The following is a 17,988-nucleotide window of genomic DNA, read 5'->3' as shown; positions in this document are numbered from 1 at the left end:
CAAGATCTTCAGCGCACTCCTACGCCAGAGCGACGCCCTGAAGCGAATCAGCAGCACTCGAATGCGCACCCTCGACGGGCAGCGCGATCGCGGTGAACAGCAATCCGTCGCGCACCAGCCACCGTCCGGCGAATCCGGGCAGGCTCACCCCGCCGACGACCGGGCCGGGCACCAGCAGCCGCGCGTCGAAGGCGCCGGATTGATCGCGACCGCCGTCGAAGGTGATGTCCGCCTCGTCGAAGTCCAGCCAGCGCCGGGTCAGCGGGAACCAGGCCTTGTACACGGCCTCCTTCGCGCTGAACAGCAGCCGGTCCCAGTGCACGTCCGGACGCGTCGCAGCCAGCTGAGCCAGCCGGTCGCGCTCCTGCGGCAGCGTGACCGTGTCGAGCACGTCGGGCGGCAGCGCCTCGTGCGGCTCGGCGTCCACGCCGAGGGTGACCAGGTCCGTGCTGTGGGCCACGACCGCGGCACGGTATCCGGCGCAGTGCGTCATGCTGCCCACGATCCCGTCCGGCCACTGCGGCGCGCCGCGTTCGCCGGTCAGGATCGGGACCGCGGGCAGGCCGAGCCGGCCCAGTGCCGTGCGCGCGCAGTGGCGCACGGTCGTGAACTCCAGCCTGCGTTTCGGCACCGCCCGCCCGATCAGGGCCTCCTCCTCGGGGAACAGCACGGCATCCGGCGGGTCCGACACCGCCTCGACCGCGATCGCGCCCCGCGGCAGCAGCTCTTCGATCACTGACGCAGTCTCCCAGGCCACGGTCGGCCGCGCCAGCGCCGGCGAACACGGCCGAAACCGTGCGTCGCAAGCGCCTGATCATTGAGAAGCGCCTGGCCCGGGCCTACGATGGGCGGCACTCCACCACAGAGACGTAGTACAGAGACGCAGTACAGGAACCCAGCACAGAGACGAGGTGCGGCCGTCGTGGACGCGGATGTCGTCGTCGTCGGGGGCGGGCTGGCCGGGCTCGTCGCGACCGCGCAGCTGGCCGCCGCCGGGCGGCGGGTGATCCTGGTCGAGCAGGAGCCGGAGGCCTCGCTCGGCGGCCAGGCCTTCTGGTCCTTCGGCGGGCTGTTCCTGGTCGACTCGCCCGAGCAGCGCCGGATGGGCATCCGCGACTCGCGCGAGCTGGCCTGGCAGGACTGGCTGGGCAGCGCCGGCTTCGACCGGGACGAGGACGCCTGGCCGCGCCGGTGGGCCGAGGCGTACGTCGACTTCGCCGCCACCGAGAAGCGCGCGTGGCTGCGCGGCCTCGGCGTGCGGTTCTTCCCGATCGTCGGCTGGGCCGAGCGCGGCGGGTATCTCGCCGACGGGCACGGCAACTCGGTGCCCCGCTTCCACATCACCTGGGGCACCGGCCCGGGTGTCATCGAGCCCTTCGAACGCCTGGTGCGCGCGGCGGCTGCCGAAGGCCTGGTGCGGCTGGCGTTCCGGCATCGCGTCGATGAGCTGACGGTGACGGACGGCGCCGTGACCGGCGTGCGCGGCACGATCCTCGAACCCAGCGATGCCCCGCGGGGCGAGTCGAGTTCGCGTACTGCCGTCGGCGAGTTCTCCTTCACCGCGCAGGCTGTGATCGTCACCTCCGGCGGCATCGGCGGCAACCACGAGCTGGTGCGCCGCAGCTGGCCCGCGCGCCTCGGCGAGCCGCCGCGCAATCTGCTCTCCGGCGTGCCCGCGCATGTGGACGGCCGGATGCTGGGGATCGCCGAGACGGCGGGCGGGCACCTGATCAACGGCGACCGGATGTGGCACTACACCGAGGGCGTGGCCAACTGGGATCCGATCTGGCCGCTGCACGGCATCAGGATCCTGCCGGGGCCGTCCTCGCTGTGGCTCGACGCGCTCGGCCGCCGGCTTCCGGTGCCGCTGTTCCCCGGCTTCGACACCCTCGGCACGCTCGAACACATCATGGGCACCGGGTACGACTACACCTGGTTCGTACTCACCCAGAAGATCATCGAGAAGGAGTTCGCGCTCTCCGGCTCGGAGCAGAACCCTGACCTCACCGGCAGGAGCGTGCGCCAGCTGCTGCGCCGGGTCGGCCGGGGCGCGCCGCCGCCGGTCGAGGCGTTCAAGCGGTACGGCGCCGACTTCGTGGTCGCCGACTCGCTGCCCCGGCTGGTCGAGGGCATGAACGCCCGCACCGCCAAGCCGCTGCTCGACCTGGCCGAGGTGTCCCGGCAGGTGGAGGCGCGCGACCGGGAGCTCGGCAACCGGTTCGGCAAGGACCTTCAGGTCACCGCGATCCGGGGGGCCCGCGCCTACCGCGGCGACCGGCTGATCCGGGTGGCCTCGCCGCACCGGCTGCTCGATCCGAAGGCCGGGCCGCTGATCGCCGTCAGACTCAACATCCTGACCCGAAAGTCGCTCGGCGGTCTGGAGACCGACCTGTCGGGCAGGGTGCTGCGAGCCGACGGGCAGCCGCTGCCGGGCCTGTACGCGGCGGGTGAGGCCGCCGGCTTCGGCGGCGGCGGCATGCACGGCTACCGCTCACTGGAGGGTACCTTCCTCGGCGGCTGCCTGTACTCCGGCCGCCAGGCCGGACGCGCCGCGGCCGAAGCAGTCGGCTGAAGTCACGTCCGCCGGGAGGCCGTCTTCAGAAGCCGCCGGACTGCGATCCGGAGACCGAGCCGTGTTGCGCGTCGGTCGTCACGCTCAAGGAGTACGTGTCGCCGGACGTGCCGTGCGGGGAGTTGCTGTGCTGGAACTGCGCCGCGAACTTGATTCCGCCCGCCGGGAGCGTCTTGCCGGTCCTGAGTTCGAACCTATAGACCAAACCGTCAGAACTGGAGTTCACCGTCACATCGAACACCGAGACGTCGTAGTCCACGAAGTAGCCGGTGGCCGTCAGCCCCGGGCTCTGCGCCACCTGCACGACCAGCTTCAGCGAGTCGACCGGCTCGGTGAGCGTGACGTTCACGTCCTCCTCGGTCCAGCTCGCGCCGCTGTTCGGCCCGATCGCGCCGGCCGCGGTGACGATCTTACCTCCGAGGTTCGTGGGCTGCGACGCCGACGCGGACGCCGAGGCCTGAGCGGAGCCGGACGCCGAAGCCGGGTGTCCGCCGCTCTCAGGCCTCGTCGACGCGGTGGACTGGTCGACCGTGGCAGCGCTCTGAGTTCCACGCGCCCGGGTCGCCCCCGGTAGCGGCGTCGTGAGCGCAGCGCCCGGGGAGGGGAACCCGCCACCGGCCGCCGTCGCCGCCTGCGTGTGCGAGTGACTGGTGATCGTCACCGTCACGGCGACCGCGATCGCCGCGCTCAGTCCCGCCGCCGCGATGCCGACCGGAATTCCCGCCAGCCGGATGCCGGTGACCGAGAGGCCGCGTCCCGGTCGCCTGGAGCGCTCGCGCGCATCGTGCTCCACGCTGTCGAGCAACTCGTCGAGCCGTTCGTTCAGCATGCTGCGGATGTGTTCGCCGTCCGGCTCGTACAACTCGATCTCGGTGTCCAGCGCCTCCGTAAGCCAATCGACCGATCCCGGCCGCTCGTGTGATCCGTCTGTCATCGCGCACCGCCTTGCGCGCCGTTTACGTCGTGTCCCTCTCGCCCAGCCGGTCGCCGCCGTTCGGCGCCGAGCAGCACGGCGAGCTCGGCCATGCCCCGCGAGGTCTGGCTCTTCACGGTTCCGACCGAGATGCCCAATGTAGTGGCCGTCTCCTGCTCGCTCAGACCGTAGTAGTGCCGCAACACTACACAGGCCCGTTTTCGCACCGGCAGCAGCCGTAGCGCGGCGCGCACGTCGGCGACCGCGGCCACGTCCGGCTCCTCGGTGCGCTCCGACCACGCCGCGCCCAGCAGCCGCCAGCCGCGCCGTTCGCGCACCAGCCTGCGCACCCGGGTCGCGGCCAGGTTCACCACGATGCGCCGCACGTACGCCAGCGGCGAGTCGGACCCGGTCACATGATCCCAGCGTTTCCAGGCCTGGGTGAACGCCTCGGCGGTCAGGTCGTCCGCGGCGTCCGGATCGCCGGACAGCAGGTAGGCGAGCCGGGCCAGGTCCCGGTGATGGGCGTCGAAGAACGCGTCGAACTGCGCGCGGGCGTCCGCGTCGGGCGTCCGTGCCTCGCCGAGGTGACTCATTGTGGTCGCCGCCACGACATGTGACCGTAGCAGTCCACGTTCAGTTCGCGACAGAGTGAGTTACCTTATCCGATTTTATGCGACCTATATATGACGATTAGTGGCTTGAAGCTGCGCGTCAGGTCCGCTTCGGGACGGTCACGGCTACCAGTTCCGTCCCGTCGCCGCTCAGCGACAGGCTCGTGGTCAGTGAGCTCAGCTCGCCGAGCCGGGCCACGTGCGTGCCGCCGCAGTCGATCGACGCGGTGCCCTCCGGCAGTTCGCATACCCAGCGGCGGCGCGCAGTCAGCTCCGGTCCGGGCGCTTCGACGCGAACTGGTGCGTCGGCGGCGATCCAGCCGGCCAGCCGGGCGTTGACGCGCGTCGTCACTCCCGCCAGCGCGTCACCCAGACCCTCGGGGTCGAACCCCTGCTTGCGCAACGACTTTCCGATGCGATACCGGTCCGTGCTCGCGTGCTCGTCCATCCGCGAGCTGACCATGGCCAGTGCGTCGAAATCCGGCGAACCGAGCGCGTCGGAGCGCGCCTGCTTGCGCCAACGCTCCGCCAGTGCCTCGTTCAGCGCCAGGGCCAGCAGGTGGCATCCGGTGTGCGCGGCCGACAGCGCGGCACGCCGCTCCACGTCCGCGCGCAGTACCACCGCACGCCCCACCAACTCCTGCGCTGCGGCTCCCGCCTCGTCCATCTCACGCAACTCGGCCAGGTGCACCACGAGCCACACCCACTCCGGGTCGCCCCGTCGCACCGGAATCTCCTCGCCGAGCAGGAATTCGCCCTGCGGGCTGACCGCGCCGATAACGCAGTCCACGACCGGGTAACGCGCCCCGCGGAACTCTCCAGTGTCGGCATCCACGGTGTCGAACTCCACTGTTCCGCTGTCGCCGGGCTGATCCGGCCAGCTGTGGTCCAGCGGATGGAACGGCGTGGTGTCCGTAACGAGGCCGACCACGCCCCCGGGCAGCGGCATCGCGGCGACGACGGTCGAGCCTCCGTGGACGGTGCCGCTCGGGAAGGTCACCAGCGTCGCGGTGTTCGGATACGCCATGCTCCCAGTGTTACATCAGCGCCGCGCCGGCATAGCCTGATCGACATAAACCGTGATCCGCGCCTTCCCGTCGGCGCACCGGGATACCATCAGGCCGTGACTGCTGACGCTGCTGCCGCCGCCACCGCCGACGAGCGCCCGGCGGGCCGTTCCGATCTGCCGCTGCGCCGCACCGCCAGGATCCTGCTGGCCGACGACGGCGACAGGATCCTGTTGTTCCGGTTCGTGGACCCGAAGTCGGAGGTGCCCGGCGGAGTCTTCTGGGGAACGCCGGGCGGCGGCGTCGACGAGGGCGAGTCGCTGCCGCAGGCCGCCGCGCGCGAGCTGTTCGAGGAGACCGGCCTGCGCGTCCCGCAGGGCAGCTTCGAGCGCGTCGTTGCGCGTGCCGAGGGCGCCGCGAGGTACGCCGGCCAGGACCTTTGGTACGAAGATCACTTCTACTTCCTGCGTGCCGCCGCCTTCGAACTCGACGAGTCGGGATGGGAAGAGGTCGAGCGGGAGACGATGGCCGAGTACCGCTGGTGGACCGTGGCCGAACTGGCCGCTGCCGCCGAGCCCGTATACCCGCCCGCGCTTGCGCGCATCATGCCCGACCTGCTCGCCGGGCGGCTGCCCGCCGAGCCGTTCGATGCCGACGAGGCCAGGCCCGGCAATAGCCCCGTCGGGGCCTAAGGGCAGCCGAACACCCCGATAAACGCTCCGGGCTACGTGCTCCGCGACCGCTCGCCGGATATCTTTCCCCCATGGCGACCGGAACGCTGGCCATCGACCTGAACGCCGATCTCGGCGAGGGGTTCGGGCGCTGGGAGCTGACCGACGACGAAGCGTTGTTGGCGGTGGTGACCAGCGCGAACGTCGCCTGCGGCTTCCACGCCGGCGACCCGTCCACGATGCGCCGGGTCTGCGCGCTGGCCGCCGCGCGCGGCGTGCGGATCGGCGCGCAGGTGTCCTACCGCGACCTGGCCGGATTCGGCCGCCGCCCGATGGAGGTGCCCCCGCGCGAACTGGCCGACGAGGTCGCGTACCAGATCGGCGCGTTGCGGGTCTTCGCCCAGGCGGCGGGCGCCGACCTGGCATACGTCAAGCCGCACGGCGCGCTGTACAACCGGATCGCCTGGGACGAGACGCAGGCGGACGCGGTCGTCGACGGCATCCTGCTGTCCGGCGGCGACCTGCCGGTGCTCGGCCTGCCGGGATCGGCGGTGCACCGCTCAGCGGCCGCGGCGCGGCTTGCGGCCGTTGCCGAGGCCTTCGCCGATCGCGCCTACCGCAAGGACGGCACGCTCGTGCCGCGCACCGAGCCCGGCGCAGTCCTGCACGACCCCGGCCAAGTCGTCGAGCGCTCGGTCACGATCGCGACGCGCGGCGAGGTCACGACCGTCTCCGGCGAGCGCATCGCCGTGCAGGCAGCTTCGCTCTGCCTGCACGGCGACACCCCGGGCGCGGTCGAACTGGCCCGGCGAGTCCGCGAAGCCCTGATTCGCGCGGGCGTCACCGTCGAACCCTTCGCGTAAGGCACAGCCATGAAGATCCTCCGATACGGCGCCCACGCCCTACTTGTCGAGTGCGCGGACCTCGCGGAGGTCACCGCGCTGCACGCCGAACTCACACGCAGACGCGCCGCCGCCGCGCTGCCCCCGCTCGACGACATCGTCCCCGCCGAACGCACAGTCCTGATCGACGGCATCGCCGAGCCCGCCGAACTCGCGGCCGATCTGCCCACCTGGTCGCTCTCCACCACGCCTGCCGACCGCGCTCAGATCGTCGACATCCGAGTGCACTACGACGGCCCCGACCTCGCCGAGGTCGCCGCCGCCTGGAACGTGCCAACCGCCGACGTCGCAAAGGTCCACAGTGCCCGTGAATACCGCGTCGCGTTCTGCGGCTTCACCCCGGGCTTCGCGTACCTCGTCGGGCTGCCCGAGGCCTACCACCTACCCCGCCGCCCGACGCCGCGCGTCAGCATCCCGGCCGGTTCGGTCGCCGTCGCAGGTCCCTACACTGGCGTCTACCCGTGCTCCTCGCCCGGCGGCTGGCACCTGATCGGCACGACCGACGCAGACCTCTGGGACTTAGACCGCCCCGGCCCCGCGCTGCTGGAGCCCGGCAGCGCCGTGCGCTTCATCCCGATGCCCGACGCCGACACCCCGACAGGCGCCGACATCCCCACGACCAACGGCACGCGGTGACGCCCCCATGACCGCGATCCAGATCGTCCGCGCCGGCGCACTGACCACGGTCCAAGACCTGGGCCGCCCCGGCTACGCTCACCTGGGCGTTCCACGCAGCGGCGCCCTCGACCAAGCCGCGCACCGCCTCGCCAACCACCTCGTCGGCAACGAGCCCGGCGCCGCGACGCTGGAAACGACGCTCACCGGCGTCACCGTGCGCGCCTTGGAGCCGGTCGTCGTCGCAGTCTGCGGCGCTGTCGCCCCGATCCGCCGCGACGGCCACCCCGCGCCGTGGGCCGCGCCGATTGCGCTGAATGCGGGCGAGACCCTGGACATCGGCTCCGCGACGCAGGGCGTGCACAACTACGTGGCGTTCGCCGGGGCGATCGCGGTCCCGCCGGTTCTGGGCAGCCGCTCGACCGACCTGCTCTCCGGCCTGGGCCCGCAGCGCCTACGCGACGGCGACATCCTGCCCCTCGGCAACCCGGGCAGCCCCCCGCACCCCGCCGACACGTACCCCGTCACGGTCACGGCGCCGGACCCGGAACCCAACCACGGATCAGCGTTCGAACTGCCGATCCTGCCCGGCCCCAGGGCGGAGCATTTCCCGGACCTCGCCTGGCAGGTGCTCACCGGCAACGAGTACACGGTGTCGCAGCACTCGAACAGAGTGGCCCTGCGGTTGGAAGGCCCGCCGCTGCGCCGCACCGGCCCCGACACGATCCCGAGTGAGGGCGCCGTACTGGGCGCGATCCAAGTCCCCGCCGACGGCCTGCCGATCGTGTTCCTGGCCGACCACCCGCCGACCGGCGGCTACCCCGTGATCGCCGTCGTCCCCGTCGCAGCCCTCGGGCTCGCCGCCCAAGCCCCGCCCGGCGCGCGCCTGCGATTCCGCCGCGTCGAGCACTGACACCCACACCCACCCGGCAACGACAGAGTCTCCGCCACGTCACGCCACGCCACGCCGACGCACTTCGCGCTGATCTTGACCCACCCGCCCACCCCCGCTCCGCGCCCCCGCTCCGCGCCCCCGCTACGCTCGGCCGCTCCACGGACTCAGAGCGCTGCCGCGCACGCACTGCGCCCCCTCGCCGCCGCTCGGTGGCTCGCGCTATGAGCACGCGCCGTCGCGCGCTCGCTGCGGCGCAATTCGCCCAGACTCTCCATCCGAGATCGTCGCGCGGGCAATTTCGGGCTACGTCGCCACGGGTGCCAGCAATCCTGTGGCGGTGAGTTGCCCGAGCGCGTCGGTGACGTCGGCCGGGCCGAATAAAGTGGCCTTGCGGGGGGTCCAGGCGGCCATCTGGGTGGCGATCTCGGCCGGGTTGACGCGCGACGCGCGGTTGGCCAGGTAGTGCGCGCTGGCCAGCAGTTCCATGCCTTCGGGGTACTCGTAGCCGCGGACCGCGTGAGCGACCTTGCCCCACGCTGTGGCGAACATGCTGTCGCCGTCGACGGCGGATTCGGCTTGCTCGGTGCTCTCTTCGAATACTTCGATGTCGGCCCGGGCTCCGCCGGTGCCGTCGCCGTAGCCGAGGATGTGGTGGCCTTCGGAGGCTGCCAACTCGCGGTTGAGGGTGGCGGAGAACGGTCCGTACTTGTAGGGCACGAAACGTAGGTCGAGGTCAGCGCCAGCGCTCTGCAACAGGTAGGCGACCTTCTGGACTTCCAGCAGTGAGGCTTTGGGCTCCTCGGTGACGCCGCTGTTCCATGCCGCTGCGATGTACCGGCCCAGGGCGGCCAGCAGCCGTGCGAGGGGTTGCGTCAGGACGGGCGCGGGCCCGGCCGTCGGCATGTCGGCGGCTGGCGGCGTGCCTGGCAGATAGAGGTGTACCTCGATGCTGAGCGGTGCGAGCTTCTCGACGATCAGTGGCCGTACGGTCTGCCAGCGCAGGCCTCCGTTGCCACAGCCGAGCGGCGGGACAGCCACGCTGTGAATACCACGTTCGCGCAGGACGCGCACCAGGTCGTCCAAGCCAGCTTCGATGTCCTCTAGGGTCGAGCGGTCGCGCCAGTGCCGTTTGGTGGGGAAGTTCAGGACCCAGCGGGTGCCCTCCAACGGCGTGGCCAGTACCCGCCCGGGCTGCACCTCGCCTCGCTCGAAGGCTTCGCGGTAGGCGGCGTAGACTTCCGGGAAGGCCCTTTTGAACTGTAGCGCGAGGCCCTTGCCCATCACTCCTACGGTGTTGACGGGATTGATCAGGGCCTGCGCATCGTCGCGTAGAAGGTTGCCCCGCCGTTCCTCGATCATGCTGTTCGCCTCCTTCCTGACTACGGTGTTGGTGTGCATGCTAGAAGTACCACCCAGGTCTGACAGCCACTGATGGTTGGTGCTCGATTCCGTCGAGTGCTGCACGTACCTGCCTGGCCATCGCCTCGTCGATAACCGCGACTGACTCCACTGCGGCCCATGGCACCACGCGATGGCCGAGCATCTCCGCCATCCGGCGCTGCATGCGCGAGCCGTCTTCGGGAGTGTTGTTCCACATGAGCCGCAGCATCAGGTCCCAGTCGATGTGCGCAGGCAACTGATCGACGTGGTTGACGAATCGGGTTGTCCTCAGCGCGGCGTTGAGGTTCGTGGCCACCCACGTCACTTCGTGCTCGACGAGTCTTGACAGTCGGCTGACCAGGTAGACCAGCGGGTATTGGCCGTCCTTGTAACCAGAGACCCCGCCACCGTGAATTCTTCGCAACATCGGACTGCGTGGCGCGTAGTAGAACGGCGCGTAGTCCGCGACTACGCCGCCCGGCCCGATCGGTACGATCCGGCGGCGGCGCGCCTCCTTGATGCCGTCCTCGGCGCAGTCCACCCGAGGATCCGCGCCGTAGGTGTCCGCGATCAGGCCACGCTCGGCGATACCCCGCAGGTTGTGTACGTGCGTGAAGTGCACCAGTAGCGGATTGCGGCGGTCGAGGTCCATTGAGCAGGAGTGTACGTCCAGACGATCGCTCGCAGGGCCGATGCCTTACGCCACGCGGTGGGCTCCGCGTGCCGGCACGGCCTGGAAGATCTCTGCCTCGGGGAGGGCGTCGAGCACGCTCGCCGTCACGCGCTCGGCGCGGTCCAGGGAGACCAGGGCGATCGCGCTGCCGCCGAAGCCGCCGCCGGTCATGCGGGCGCCGTGGGCGCCGGCGCGCAGCGCGGTGTCGACCACGACGTCCAGTTCGTCGCAGGAGACTTCGAAGTCGTCGCGCAGCGAGGCGTGCGAGGCGGTGAGCAGCTCGCCCGCGGCGTTGAGGCGGGGGCCGGTCAGTTCGCCGAGTTTCAGCAGGCTGACGAAGCGTTCGACCCGTTCGTTCTCGGTGACCACGTGGCGCACCCGGCGGGCGGTGGTCTCGTCGAGTTGCGCGGCGGCGCGGTCCAGGTCGGCGGTGGTCAGGTCGCGCAGCGCCTGGACGCCGAGGACCGCGGCGGCCTTCTCGCAGCTCGCGCGGCGGGCCGGGTAGCCGGACTCGCCGAGGTCGTGGCTGACGCCGGTGTCGATCACCAGCAGGGTCAGCTCGGCGACGGCCAGGTCGAAGGGGTGCACGGCGATCTCCAGCGAGCGGGTGTCGATGAACAACACGCCGCCCTCCGCGCCGAAGACCGACGAGAGCTGGTCGAGCGGGCCGCAGGGCACGCCCGCGTACACGTTCTCGGCATACTGCGACAGCCGGGCGAGCTCGGCAGGGCTCAGTCTCACCTCGGCGTCGGCGATCGCGGCCAGCGCCATGCCCGTCGAACACTCCAGCGCGGCCGAGGAGGACAGGCCCGCGCCGATCGGCACGGTGGAGGCGAACGCCAGGTCCGCGCCGCCGAAACGTGACGGCAGGACGCCCGCGCCACGCAGCGCCCACGCGACGCCCGCCGGGTACGCGGGCCAGCCGTGCGGGACGCGCGGCGCCAGGTCCGAGAGCGCGATCTCGGTGACGCGGTGGTCTCCGGCCGCGGAAACCACGCACAGCAGGCCGTCGGTGCGCGGCGCCGCGGCGACCGCGGTGTAACGGTCGATCGCCATCGGCAGGACGAAGCCTTCGTTGTAGTCCGTGTGCTCGCCGATCACGTTCACCCGGCCCGGCGCGGCCCACACGCCGCCCGCCGTGCGTCCGTACGCTGATTCGAAAAGGCGCGCCGCCTCGGCTGCGATCGGGCCGACCGTACCGACCGTACCGGCTGTGTTCAAGGGATTGCCTTCTTCCGCTGCGGGGTGTTCCGGAACGCTGCGCTCGCCTTTGAGTCAGTGCTCTGTATCGTACGGTCTGAGCGAGCGGGCGAACGTCCACGCGTCCGCGATCATGGCGTCCAGGTCGGTGTGCCGCGGCTGCCAGCCCAGTTCGGTCCCGGCACGCCGGGCGCCGGCCACCAGCGCGGCCGGGTCGCCTGCCCGGCGCCCCGCCTCGACCTGCGGGATCGGCCGGCCGGTGACCCGGCGCGCGGCCTCGACCACCTCGCGGACCGTGAAGCCCTTCCCGATGCCCAGGTTGCAGATCAGGTGCTCGCCGCGGCGCGCCCGGCGCAGCGCGAGCAGATGCGCGTCGGCCAGGTCGGCGACGTGAATATAGTCACGCACGCAGGTGCCGTCGGCGGTCGGATAGTCGGTCCCGAAGACGGTGATCGCGGGCCGTTCGCCAAGCGCCGTCTTGAGCACCAGCGGGATCAGGTGCGACTCGGGGTCGTGCCGCTCGCCGTATCCGCGGTAGGAGCCCGCGACGTTGAAGTATCGCAGCGACACGGCGGCCAGCCCGTGCGCGGCCGACTCGGCGCGGATCATGTGGTCGACGGCCAGTTTCGTCGCGCCGTACGGGTTGGTCGGCGCGGTCGGCGCGGACTCCGGGATCGGCACGGTCTCGGGCTCGCCGTATACGGCGGCGGTGGAGGAGAACACCAGGCGGCGCACGCCGGCCTCGCGCATCGCGTCGAGCAGCAGGTGCGTGCCGACGACGTTGTTGGCCCAGTACTTCTCAGGCTTCGCGACCGACTCGCCGACCTGTGAGAAGGCGGCGAAGTGCAGCACCGCCGAGTACGAGGCGTCGAGCAGCTTCGCGGCGGTGTCGTGGACGCGGCCCTCGACGAACTCGGCGCCCTCGGGCACGGCGGCGCGATGGCCGGTCGAGAGGTCGTCGAGCACCATCACACGGTATCCGGACTCGATCAGCCGCGCGGCGACGACCGAGCCGATGTAGCCGGCGCCGCCGGTGACGAGGACCCGGGTGCCGGGGTCTGCCGCATCGAGCCCTGCTGTATCGGAGGCTGCTGCGTCGGGCCTTGGCGTATCGGACACCGGTGTATCGGACCCTGGTGTATCGGACACCGTGTCGGCTGGTGTGTCCGTACCCGTCATTCGGCCACCTCTCGTAGTCGCTGCGCGGCCCGCTCGGGCGAGACGTCGTTCATGAAGGCGCCCATCCCCGACTCCGTCCCGGCCAGGTACTTGAGCTTGTCCGCGGTGCGCAGCACGGTGAACAGCTCCAGGTGCAGGGCCAGCTCCGGTTCGGTCCCGGTCGGGGCGACCGGGGCCTGGTGCCATGCGGCAATGTACGGCGTCGGCGCCGAACGTCCGGGGAACAACCGGTCGAACCGGCGCAGAAGTCCGACGTAAGCCGCCGGGAACGAGACGCGCTGCGCCTCGTCCAACCGAGTGAAGTCACCCACTCGGCGGTTCGGGTACAGGTGCACCTCGTACGGCCAGCGCGCGGCGAACGGGACGAACGCCGTCCACTCCTCGCTCTCCAGCACCACCCGGCCGCCAGAGCGCTCCGCCGCGAGCACGTCGTCGAACAGATTGCGGCCGGTGCTCGCGCGATGTGCGGCGGCGTTCTCCACCGCACGCGCCGTTTTCGGCGGCAGATACGGGAACGCGTAGATCTGGCCGTGCGGATGTGTCAGCGTGACGCCGATCTCGTTGCCGCGGTTCTCGAAGCAGTAGACCTGTCGGATCCCGGGCAGCGCCGACAGTTCGGCGGTGCGGTCGGTCCACGCCTCCAGCACCAGCAGCACCCGCGCCTCGTCGAGCGCCGCGAACGTCGCGCTGTGGTCTGACGTGAAGCAGACCACCTCGCAGCGTCCGCCGCCGAGGTGCGCGCGGTGCGGCAGCGGGCCGACGAGGGCGTCCTCGGCCGCCGGCATGCCGCTCAGCGACGGAAAGCGGTTCTCGAACACCACCACCTCATAGTCCGGCGCCGGGATCTCGCTGTGCCATTCGTCCGTGGAAGGGCACAGCGGGCAACTGTTCGTCGGCGGCAGGTAGGGGCGGCCCTGCCGGTGCGCGGCCACCGCGATCCACTCGCCCTGCACGGGGTCGAGCCTGGTCTCGCTGGTCGTGTGCACGGGGTCGAGTGGGCGCTGATCGGCGAAGACAGCCCGGGTCTCGGCGTCGCCGACGTCGTAGTAGATCAGCTCGCGGCCGTCCGCCAACTGCGTGACGGTCTTCTTCACCGGTAGCTCCTTCATCGAACATATTCAAACACGCTTGAACGATATCTCACAAGGGCTAGCATAGTTTCGAACGAGTTCGATGTGCTTCGTCATGCCGTGCGCGCCACGCCGCCGGCGCCGCCGCCGCGGTGGACGAGCGGTGCCACAATGGGCGCAGCCACAGTTGGCGTGGACACGAGTGACTGCGGTGACTCCGGTGACGGCGGCCGCGGTGAAAGCAAGCCCGGTGAGCGTGGCGGCCGCCGGCGCCGGCGGCACGGGAACGGCCGCGCGCGGGGGATGGGTAGTCGAGAAGGAGCTTCGATGGCGCAAGTCGAGACGGACGACAGCCGGGGGCTGCTCGCCGAGCAGCGCCGAGCCGCCATCGCGGCCGAGGTGCGCGCCCGCGGCGGCGTGCGGGTGACCGACCTCGTGCTGCGCTTCGGCGTCTCGGACATGACGGTGCGCCGCGACCTGGACGTGCTGGCCCGCGACGGGCAGTTGGAGAAGGTGCACGGCGGCGCGGTCGCGCTCGGCGAGTCCAGCGCGCACGAACCCGGCTTCGAGGCCAAGCGCACCCTGGAGACCGCGGCCAAGGAGTCCATCGCCGAGGCGGCGGCGGCGCTCGTGCCGCGCGGCGGCGCGGTGGCGCTGTCCGCGGGGACCACCACCTACGCGCTGGCGCGCAGGCTCACCGACGTGTCCGACCTGACCGTGGTCACCAACTCGATCCGGATCGCCGACCTGTTCGCGCAGCGGCTGCGTCCGCCGGGCTCCCGGCACGGGGCCACCGTGGTGCTCACCGGCGGCATGCGTACCCCTTCCGACGCACTGGTCGGCCCCGTCGCGGACCAGGCGATCCGCTCGCTCAACTTCGACCTGGCCTTCGTGGGCTGCCACGGCATCTCGGTCGGCGCCGGGCTGTCCACCCCCAACCTGGCCGAGGCCGAGACCAACCGGGCGCTGATCGCCGCCGCGCGCCGGGTCGTGGCCGTCGCCGACCACAGCAAGTGGGGGCTGGCCGGGCTGTCCACCTTCGCCCCGCTGGCCGCCGTGGACACCTGGGTGACCGACGGCGGACTGACCGACACCGCCCGCGCCGAAGCCGCCGAACACATCCGCCACCTCCTCATCGCCTGAGAGGGTGCGCGGGGTGGATCGCCGGGCTCGTGTGCCGACGGCCTTTGCCCGGCGGCGTTCTCGTCGGTCGCTGCGCGGTGTTGCTGATGCGGCTGGCGCCGCGTAGCGCTGCGACTCCCTCCTCCGGCCTGCCATGGTCGGCCCCCGACCCGCGAGCCCGTGCGGTGCCAGCCGCATGCGCTGCACTGTCGGCAATCCACCCCACGCACCTTCTGAGGCGTAGCGCCGTTCGTATCACGACCGGGTGAAGAGAAGGATTCCGGCGGCGATCGGCGGTGTGTCGAGACGCGACGGCGCGTCAGGCGCCGCCGGCGAAGCGCTCCTCGCCCTCTCGCAGCGGGCGGAAACGCAGCGCGGACCACGTGTCGTCCACCGCCACCTGGCTGATCGGGCGCATGCCGTATTCGCCGAGGATCGGCCAGAGAGTGTCGCGGTTGATGTCCGCCCTGTTCGCCTTCGGATACAGGACCCAGAAGACTGCCGGCGCGGCGAGCCGGTCCTTGTGCTCGGTCAGGATCTCGTGCGCGGCGGCGGCGCTGTCGGCGAACACGAGGGCGGTCGTCGCTGCGTCCATCTGCGCGACGCTCTCCACGCCGTCGGGCAGCGGGCCGATCAGGGCGATCCGGTCGGCGTGGGACGCCCAGAGAGTCGTGTTCGGCTTGACCAGCAGCTTCTCGGCGACCGACTTGGGCATCGGCTCGGCTCCTTAACCTCGGTGGTGTTCGCCGATGCTATGGCCTCGCTCTGACAGGCGCGTCAGTCGCTCCAGGTGAGCTGCACCTCGGGCACGCCCACCGTGCGTGCGTATTGCACCGCGCGGGCACGGCCCGAACGGTCGCCGCGCTCGTAATGGAACACCCGATCGGCGAAGACCACGTAGGCCTCCTGCGTCGTGGTGAATTTGGCGTACCAGGGCCCCGGGTCGAGGCAGCGGGCCAGCGCCGCCGCCAGGTCCGGGGCCGTCTCGTCGTCGGCCCCGAACTCCAGCAGCGTCCAGCGCGGCGGCTGGCCGGGCGCCCGCTCGGCCGCATCGACACTGGTCACCCAGTGCAGGTGCAGCGGCAGGCCGCCCAGCTTGGCCCCCACCCGAAGACTCTCGCCGACCAGGATTCCGGTGAGCATCCCGCCCCGCCTTCCGCCTCCGCTCCGTCAGTTCGCGCCGTTTGTCGCTCTACCCGCCCACTACCCCTTCACCGACCCGGCCAGCAGTCCGCGAACGAAGTAGCGCTGCAAGGAGAAGAACACCACCAGCGGGATCACGATGGCGATGAACGCGCCCGCCGTCAACAGCTCCCAGCGGCCGCCGAACGAGCCGGTCATCTGGGCCAGCCGAACGGTGAGCGGGGCGACCGCCGGCGTGCCGCCCGCGAAGGTCAGGCCCACCAGCAGGTCGTTCCAGACCCACAGGAACTGGAAGATGGCGAACGCGGCCAGCGCCGGGGTCGCCAGCGGCAGGATGATCGTACGGAACACCCGGAAGTGTGACGCTCCGTCGACCAGCCCGGCCTCGACCAGGTCCCGGGGGATCTGGGCGATGAAGTTGTGCAGCAGGTAGATCGCCAGCGGCAGCGCGAACATGGTGTGCGCCGACCACAGCGAGACGTAGGTCCCGCTGACGTTCAGCGCCGGGATCAGCGCCACGGTGCCGATGTGCGCCCCGCCGGAGAACAGCTGGAGCAGCGGGATCAGCGACATCTGCAACGGGACGACCTGGAGCGCGAAGATGAAGAAGAACAGCGCGTCGCTGCCCTTGAACTTCACCCACGCCAGCACGTAGGCCGCCATCGCGGCGATCGACAGCGGGAACAGCGTGGCCGGGATCGTGATCGCCAGCGAGTTGATCAGGTACGGCATGATCCCAGTGGTGCCGCCGAAGCTGGCGCTCTGGAACAGCACCGTGTTGTAGTTCGACGCGGTCAGCTGCGGGTGCGAGAACACCGTCCACCACCCGGAGGTGGCCGACAGGCCCGAGGGCCGGAACGAGGCGACCAGCAGCCCGAAGGTGGGCACCGTCCACAGCAGCGTGAGCACGATGACCAGCGCCGAGGCCAGCGGCGAGGAGAACGAGCGGCGGATCGCCTTCGCCGCGGGCGGCCTTGGCCGCACCGCGGTCGGGGAAACCACTTCGGCGGGAGTACTCACCGGATCTGCCTCTCCCGTCGCAGCAGGACGATGTTGTAGGCGACCAGCGGCAGCACTCCGGCGAACAGGATGACGGCCAGCGCGCTGCCCTTGCCGTTGTCGAAGTTGACGAACGTCTGCGAGTACATGTCGTTCGCCAGCACCTCGGTGCCGAAGTTTCCGCCGGTCATGGTGCGGATGATGTCGAACAGCTTCAGCGTGATGATCATGACCGTGGTCAGCACCACGATCAGGGTGTTGCGGATCATCGGGAAGGTGATCCGAAACGCCATGGCCAGGCCCTTGGCGCCGTCCACCTTGGCCGCGTCGATGATGTCGTCCGGGATCGCCTTGATCGCGGCGGACAGGACCACCATCGCGAACCCGGTCTGCACCCAGACCATGATCACCATGAGCAGGAAGTTGTTCAGCGGGTGGCTCAGGATCCAGTCCGGCGGGTTGTGCCAGCCCAGCTTCATCACGACCTCGCTGAGCAGGCCGGTCTGCGGATCCTTCGGGTCGCGGTAGTCGTACACGAACTTCCAGATGATCGACGCGCCGACGAAGGAGATCGCCATCGGCATGAAGATCAGCGACTTGTACAGCGACTGCATCTTCATCCGGTCGACCAGCACCGCGAGCAGCAGGCCGAGCAGCGTGGTCACGAACGGCGCGATCACGATCCACAGCAGGGTGTTGAGCAGCGCCTGCTGGGCCGAGCCGTTGGTGAACGCCCAGCCGAAGTTCTTCCCGCCGACGAAGGTCGAGGAGTCGTCGCTGTAGAAGCTCAGGTAGATCGTGCGCAGCGCCGGGATGACCAGCCCCACCGCGAGCAGGATCACCGCCGGGCCGAGCAGCACGGCGATGGTCAGCGGGCGGTGCAGCCGGCCGGTGGCCCGGCCGGCTGCGTAGAAGATGACCAGCCCGATGCCGAAGAAGACCACGAGGGCCTCGCCGGTCTGGCCGAGCTTGGAGGCCGCGTCGCCCGCCGTGCTGGCGAGCAGATGCGGCGTGGGCGCGGACATCACCCGGC

19 protein-coding genes are annotated in these 17,988 nt (G+C 70.7%); 6 read left to right on the top strand and 13 right to left on the bottom strand.

What is annotated here, in order from left to right:
* Window positions 1–19 precede the first annotated feature (19 nt).
* Window positions 20–736 carry a 4'-phosphopantetheinyl transferase family protein gene (locus tag VGS97_RS19180; protein ID WP_326854959.1) on the bottom strand — a complete coding sequence of 239 codons (717 nt, stop codon included), beginning with the start codon at window positions 734–736 and terminating at the stop codon, window positions 20–22.
* Window positions 737–922: 186 nt separating this feature from the next.
* Between VGS97_RS19180 and VGS97_RS19175 the strand changes: the two genes are divergently transcribed.
* Entirely contained in the window at window positions 923–2,572 is a 1,650-nt protein-coding gene (locus VGS97_RS19175; RefSeq protein ID WP_326854958.1) for an FAD-binding dehydrogenase, read from the top strand.
* Between the two features lie 25 nt (window positions 2,573–2,597).
* Here VGS97_RS19175 and VGS97_RS19170 read toward each other — a convergent pair whose 3' ends face one another.
* The 3 genes from VGS97_RS19170 to VGS97_RS19160 form a co-directional block, all read right to left on the bottom strand.
* Window positions 2,598–3,506: a hypothetical protein gene (locus VGS97_RS19170; protein ID WP_326854957.1), complete on the bottom strand. Its 909-nt coding sequence runs from the start codon at window positions 3,504–3,506 to the stop codon at window positions 2,598–2,600.
* A complete protein-coding gene (locus VGS97_RS19165) occupies window positions 3,503–4,081 on the bottom strand; it encodes a SigE family RNA polymerase sigma factor (protein ID WP_349262188.1) in 579 nt (192 codons plus the stop codon). The genes VGS97_RS19170 and VGS97_RS19165 overlap by 4 nt, the downstream gene beginning before the upstream one ends.
* Window positions 4,082–4,199: 118 nt before the next feature.
* Window positions 4,200–5,126, bottom strand: a complete 927-nt coding sequence (locus tag VGS97_RS19160) for a metal-dependent hydrolase (protein ID WP_326854955.1) — start codon at window positions 5,124–5,126, stop codon at window positions 4,200–4,202.
* 96 nt (window positions 5,127–5,222) lie between these two features.
* Here VGS97_RS19160 and VGS97_RS19155 point away from each other — a divergent pair, with 96 nt between their 5' ends.
* The 4 genes from VGS97_RS19155 to VGS97_RS19140 all read left to right on the top strand — a co-directional run bounded on the left by VGS97_RS19155 (window position 5,223) and on the right by VGS97_RS19140 (window position 8,207).
* Complete coding sequence (locus tag VGS97_RS19155; RefSeq protein WP_326854954.1) at window positions 5,223–5,798, top strand: NUDIX hydrolase; 576 nt, start codon at window positions 5,223–5,225, stop codon at window positions 5,796–5,798.
* Window positions 5,799–5,869: 71 nt separating this feature from the next.
* Window positions 5,870–6,640, top strand: a complete 771-nt coding sequence (locus VGS97_RS19150) for a 5-oxoprolinase subunit PxpA (RefSeq protein WP_326854953.1) — start codon at window positions 5,870–5,872, stop codon at window positions 6,638–6,640.
* Between the two features lie 9 nt (window positions 6,641–6,649).
* Window positions 6,650–7,315 (top strand): allophanate hydrolase subunit 1, encoded by a 666-nt coding sequence (locus VGS97_RS19145; protein ID WP_326854952.1) that lies wholly within the window; start codon window positions 6,650–6,652, stop codon window positions 7,313–7,315.
* A 7-nt stretch (window positions 7,316–7,322) separates the two neighbouring features.
* A complete protein-coding gene (locus VGS97_RS19140; protein WP_326854951.1) occupies window positions 7,323–8,207 on the top strand; it encodes a biotin-dependent carboxyltransferase family protein in 885 nt (294 codons plus the stop codon).
* A 285-nt stretch (window positions 8,208–8,492) separates the two neighbouring features.
* Here VGS97_RS19140 and darG read toward each other — a convergent pair whose 3' ends face one another.
* The 5 genes from darG to galT are packed head-to-tail and all read right to left on the bottom strand — an operon-like array spanning window position 8,493 to window position 13,715.
* A complete protein-coding gene (gene darG / locus VGS97_RS19135) occupies window positions 8,493–9,548 on the bottom strand; it encodes a type II toxin-antitoxin system antitoxin DNA ADP-ribosyl glycohydrolase DarG (protein ID WP_326854950.1) in 1,056 nt (351 codons plus the stop codon).
* 40 nt (window positions 9,549–9,588) lie between these two features.
* Window positions 9,589–10,221 carry a type II toxin-antitoxin system toxin DNA ADP-ribosyl transferase DarT gene (gene darT / locus VGS97_RS19130; protein ID WP_326854949.1) on the bottom strand — a complete coding sequence of 211 codons (633 nt, stop codon included), beginning with the start codon at window positions 10,219–10,221 and terminating at the stop codon, window positions 9,589–9,591.
* A 45-nt stretch (window positions 10,222–10,266) separates the two neighbouring features.
* Window positions 10,267–11,463 (bottom strand): galactokinase, encoded by a 1,197-nt coding sequence (gene galK, locus VGS97_RS19125; RefSeq protein ID WP_326854948.1) that lies wholly within the window; start codon window positions 11,461–11,463, stop codon window positions 10,267–10,269.
* 54 nt (window positions 11,464–11,517) lie between these two features.
* Window positions 11,518–12,561, bottom strand: coding sequence for a UDP-glucose 4-epimerase GalE (gene galE, locus VGS97_RS19120; protein ID WP_326854947.1), 1,044 nt, complete (start codon window positions 12,559–12,561; stop codon window positions 11,518–11,520).
* A 56-nt stretch (window positions 12,562–12,617) separates the two neighbouring features.
* Window positions 12,618–13,715 carry a galactose-1-phosphate uridylyltransferase gene (gene galT, locus VGS97_RS19115; RefSeq protein WP_326854946.1) on the bottom strand — a complete coding sequence of 366 codons (1,098 nt, stop codon included), beginning with the start codon at window positions 13,713–13,715 and terminating at the stop codon, window positions 12,618–12,620.
* A gap of 303 nt (window positions 13,716–14,018) precedes the next feature.
* On the opposite strand from galT, the gene VGS97_RS19110 reads away from it, so the two are divergent.
* The gene (locus tag VGS97_RS19110) at window positions 14,019–14,834 is read left to right on the top strand and encodes a DeoR/GlpR family DNA-binding transcription regulator (protein WP_326854945.1); all 816 of its coding nucleotides are present in this window, start codon (window positions 14,019–14,021) and stop codon (window positions 14,832–14,834) included.
* Between the two features lie 298 nt (window positions 14,835–15,132).
* On the opposite strand, the gene VGS97_RS19105 is transcribed toward VGS97_RS19110, so the two are convergent.
* The 4 genes from VGS97_RS19105 to VGS97_RS19090 form a co-directional block, all read right to left on the bottom strand.
* A complete protein-coding gene (locus tag VGS97_RS19105) occupies window positions 15,133–15,528 on the bottom strand; it encodes a hypothetical protein (protein ID WP_326854944.1) in 396 nt (131 codons plus the stop codon).
* A 62-nt stretch (window positions 15,529–15,590) separates the two neighbouring features.
* A complete protein-coding gene (locus tag VGS97_RS19100; protein WP_326854943.1) occupies window positions 15,591–15,956 on the bottom strand; it encodes a hypothetical protein in 366 nt (121 codons plus the stop codon).
* Window positions 15,957–16,016: 60 nt separating this feature from the next.
* Entirely contained in the window at window positions 16,017–16,976 is a 960-nt protein-coding gene (locus VGS97_RS19095; RefSeq protein WP_326854942.1) for a carbohydrate ABC transporter permease, read from the bottom strand.
* A complete protein-coding gene (locus VGS97_RS19090; RefSeq protein WP_326854941.1) occupies window positions 16,973–17,980 on the bottom strand; it encodes a sugar ABC transporter permease in 1,008 nt (335 codons plus the stop codon). Before VGS97_RS19090 ends, VGS97_RS19095 begins: the two co-directional genes overlap by 4 nt.
* Between the last annotated feature and the right edge of the window lie 8 nt (window positions 17,981–17,988).

Source organism: Actinocrinis sp. (assembly GCF_035946395.1).
Classification (GTDB): domain Bacteria; phylum Actinomycetota; class Actinomycetes; order Streptomycetales; family Catenulisporaceae; genus Actinocrinis.
The sequence above is the reverse complement of the archived record's forward strand: the minus strand, read 5'-3'. Positions and strand labels throughout refer to the sequence as shown.

Bases quoted from the DNA above. Each gene is read 5' to 3' on its own strand.
- VGS97_RS19105 (WP_326854944.1), bottom strand. From the start codon at position 15,528: ATGCCCAAGTCGGTCGCCGAGAAGCTGCTGGTCAAGCCGAACACGACT.
- VGS97_RS19160 (WP_326854955.1), bottom strand. From the start codon at position 5,126: ATGGCGTATCCGAACACCGCGACGCTGGTGACCTTCCCGAGCGGCACC.
- VGS97_RS19145 (WP_326854952.1), top strand. From the start codon at position 6,650: ATGAAGATCCTCCGATACGGCGCCCACGCCCTACTTGTCGAGTGCGCG.
- darG (WP_326854950.1), bottom strand. From the start codon at position 9,548: ATGATCGAGGAACGGCGGGGCAACCTTCTACGCGACGATGCGCAGGCC.
- VGS97_RS19110 (WP_326854945.1), top strand. From the start codon at position 14,019: ATGGCGCAAGTCGAGACGGACGACAGCCGGGGGCTGCTCGCCGAGCAG.
- VGS97_RS19100 (WP_326854943.1), bottom strand. From the start codon at position 15,956: ATGCTCACCGGAATCCTGGTCGGCGAGAGTCTTCGGGTGGGGGCCAAG.
- VGS97_RS19165 (WP_349262188.1), bottom strand. From the start codon at position 4,081: ATGAGTCACCTCGGCGAGGCACGGACGCCCGACGCGGACGCCCGCGCG.
- VGS97_RS19170 (WP_326854957.1), bottom strand. From the start codon at position 3,506: ATGACAGACGGATCACACGAGCGGCCGGGATCGGTCGATTGGCTTACG.
- VGS97_RS19090 (WP_326854941.1), bottom strand. From the start codon at position 17,980: ATGTCCGCGCCCACGCCGCATCTGCTCGCCAGCACGGCGGGCGACGCG.
- VGS97_RS19150 (WP_326854953.1), top strand. From the start codon at position 5,870: ATGGCGACCGGAACGCTGGCCATCGACCTGAACGCCGATCTCGGCGAG.
- VGS97_RS19140 (WP_326854951.1), top strand. From the start codon at position 7,323: ATGACCGCGATCCAGATCGTCCGCGCCGGCGCACTGACCACGGTCCAA.
- darT (WP_326854949.1), bottom strand. From the start codon at position 10,221: ATGGACCTCGACCGCCGCAATCCGCTACTGGTGCACTTCACGCACGTA.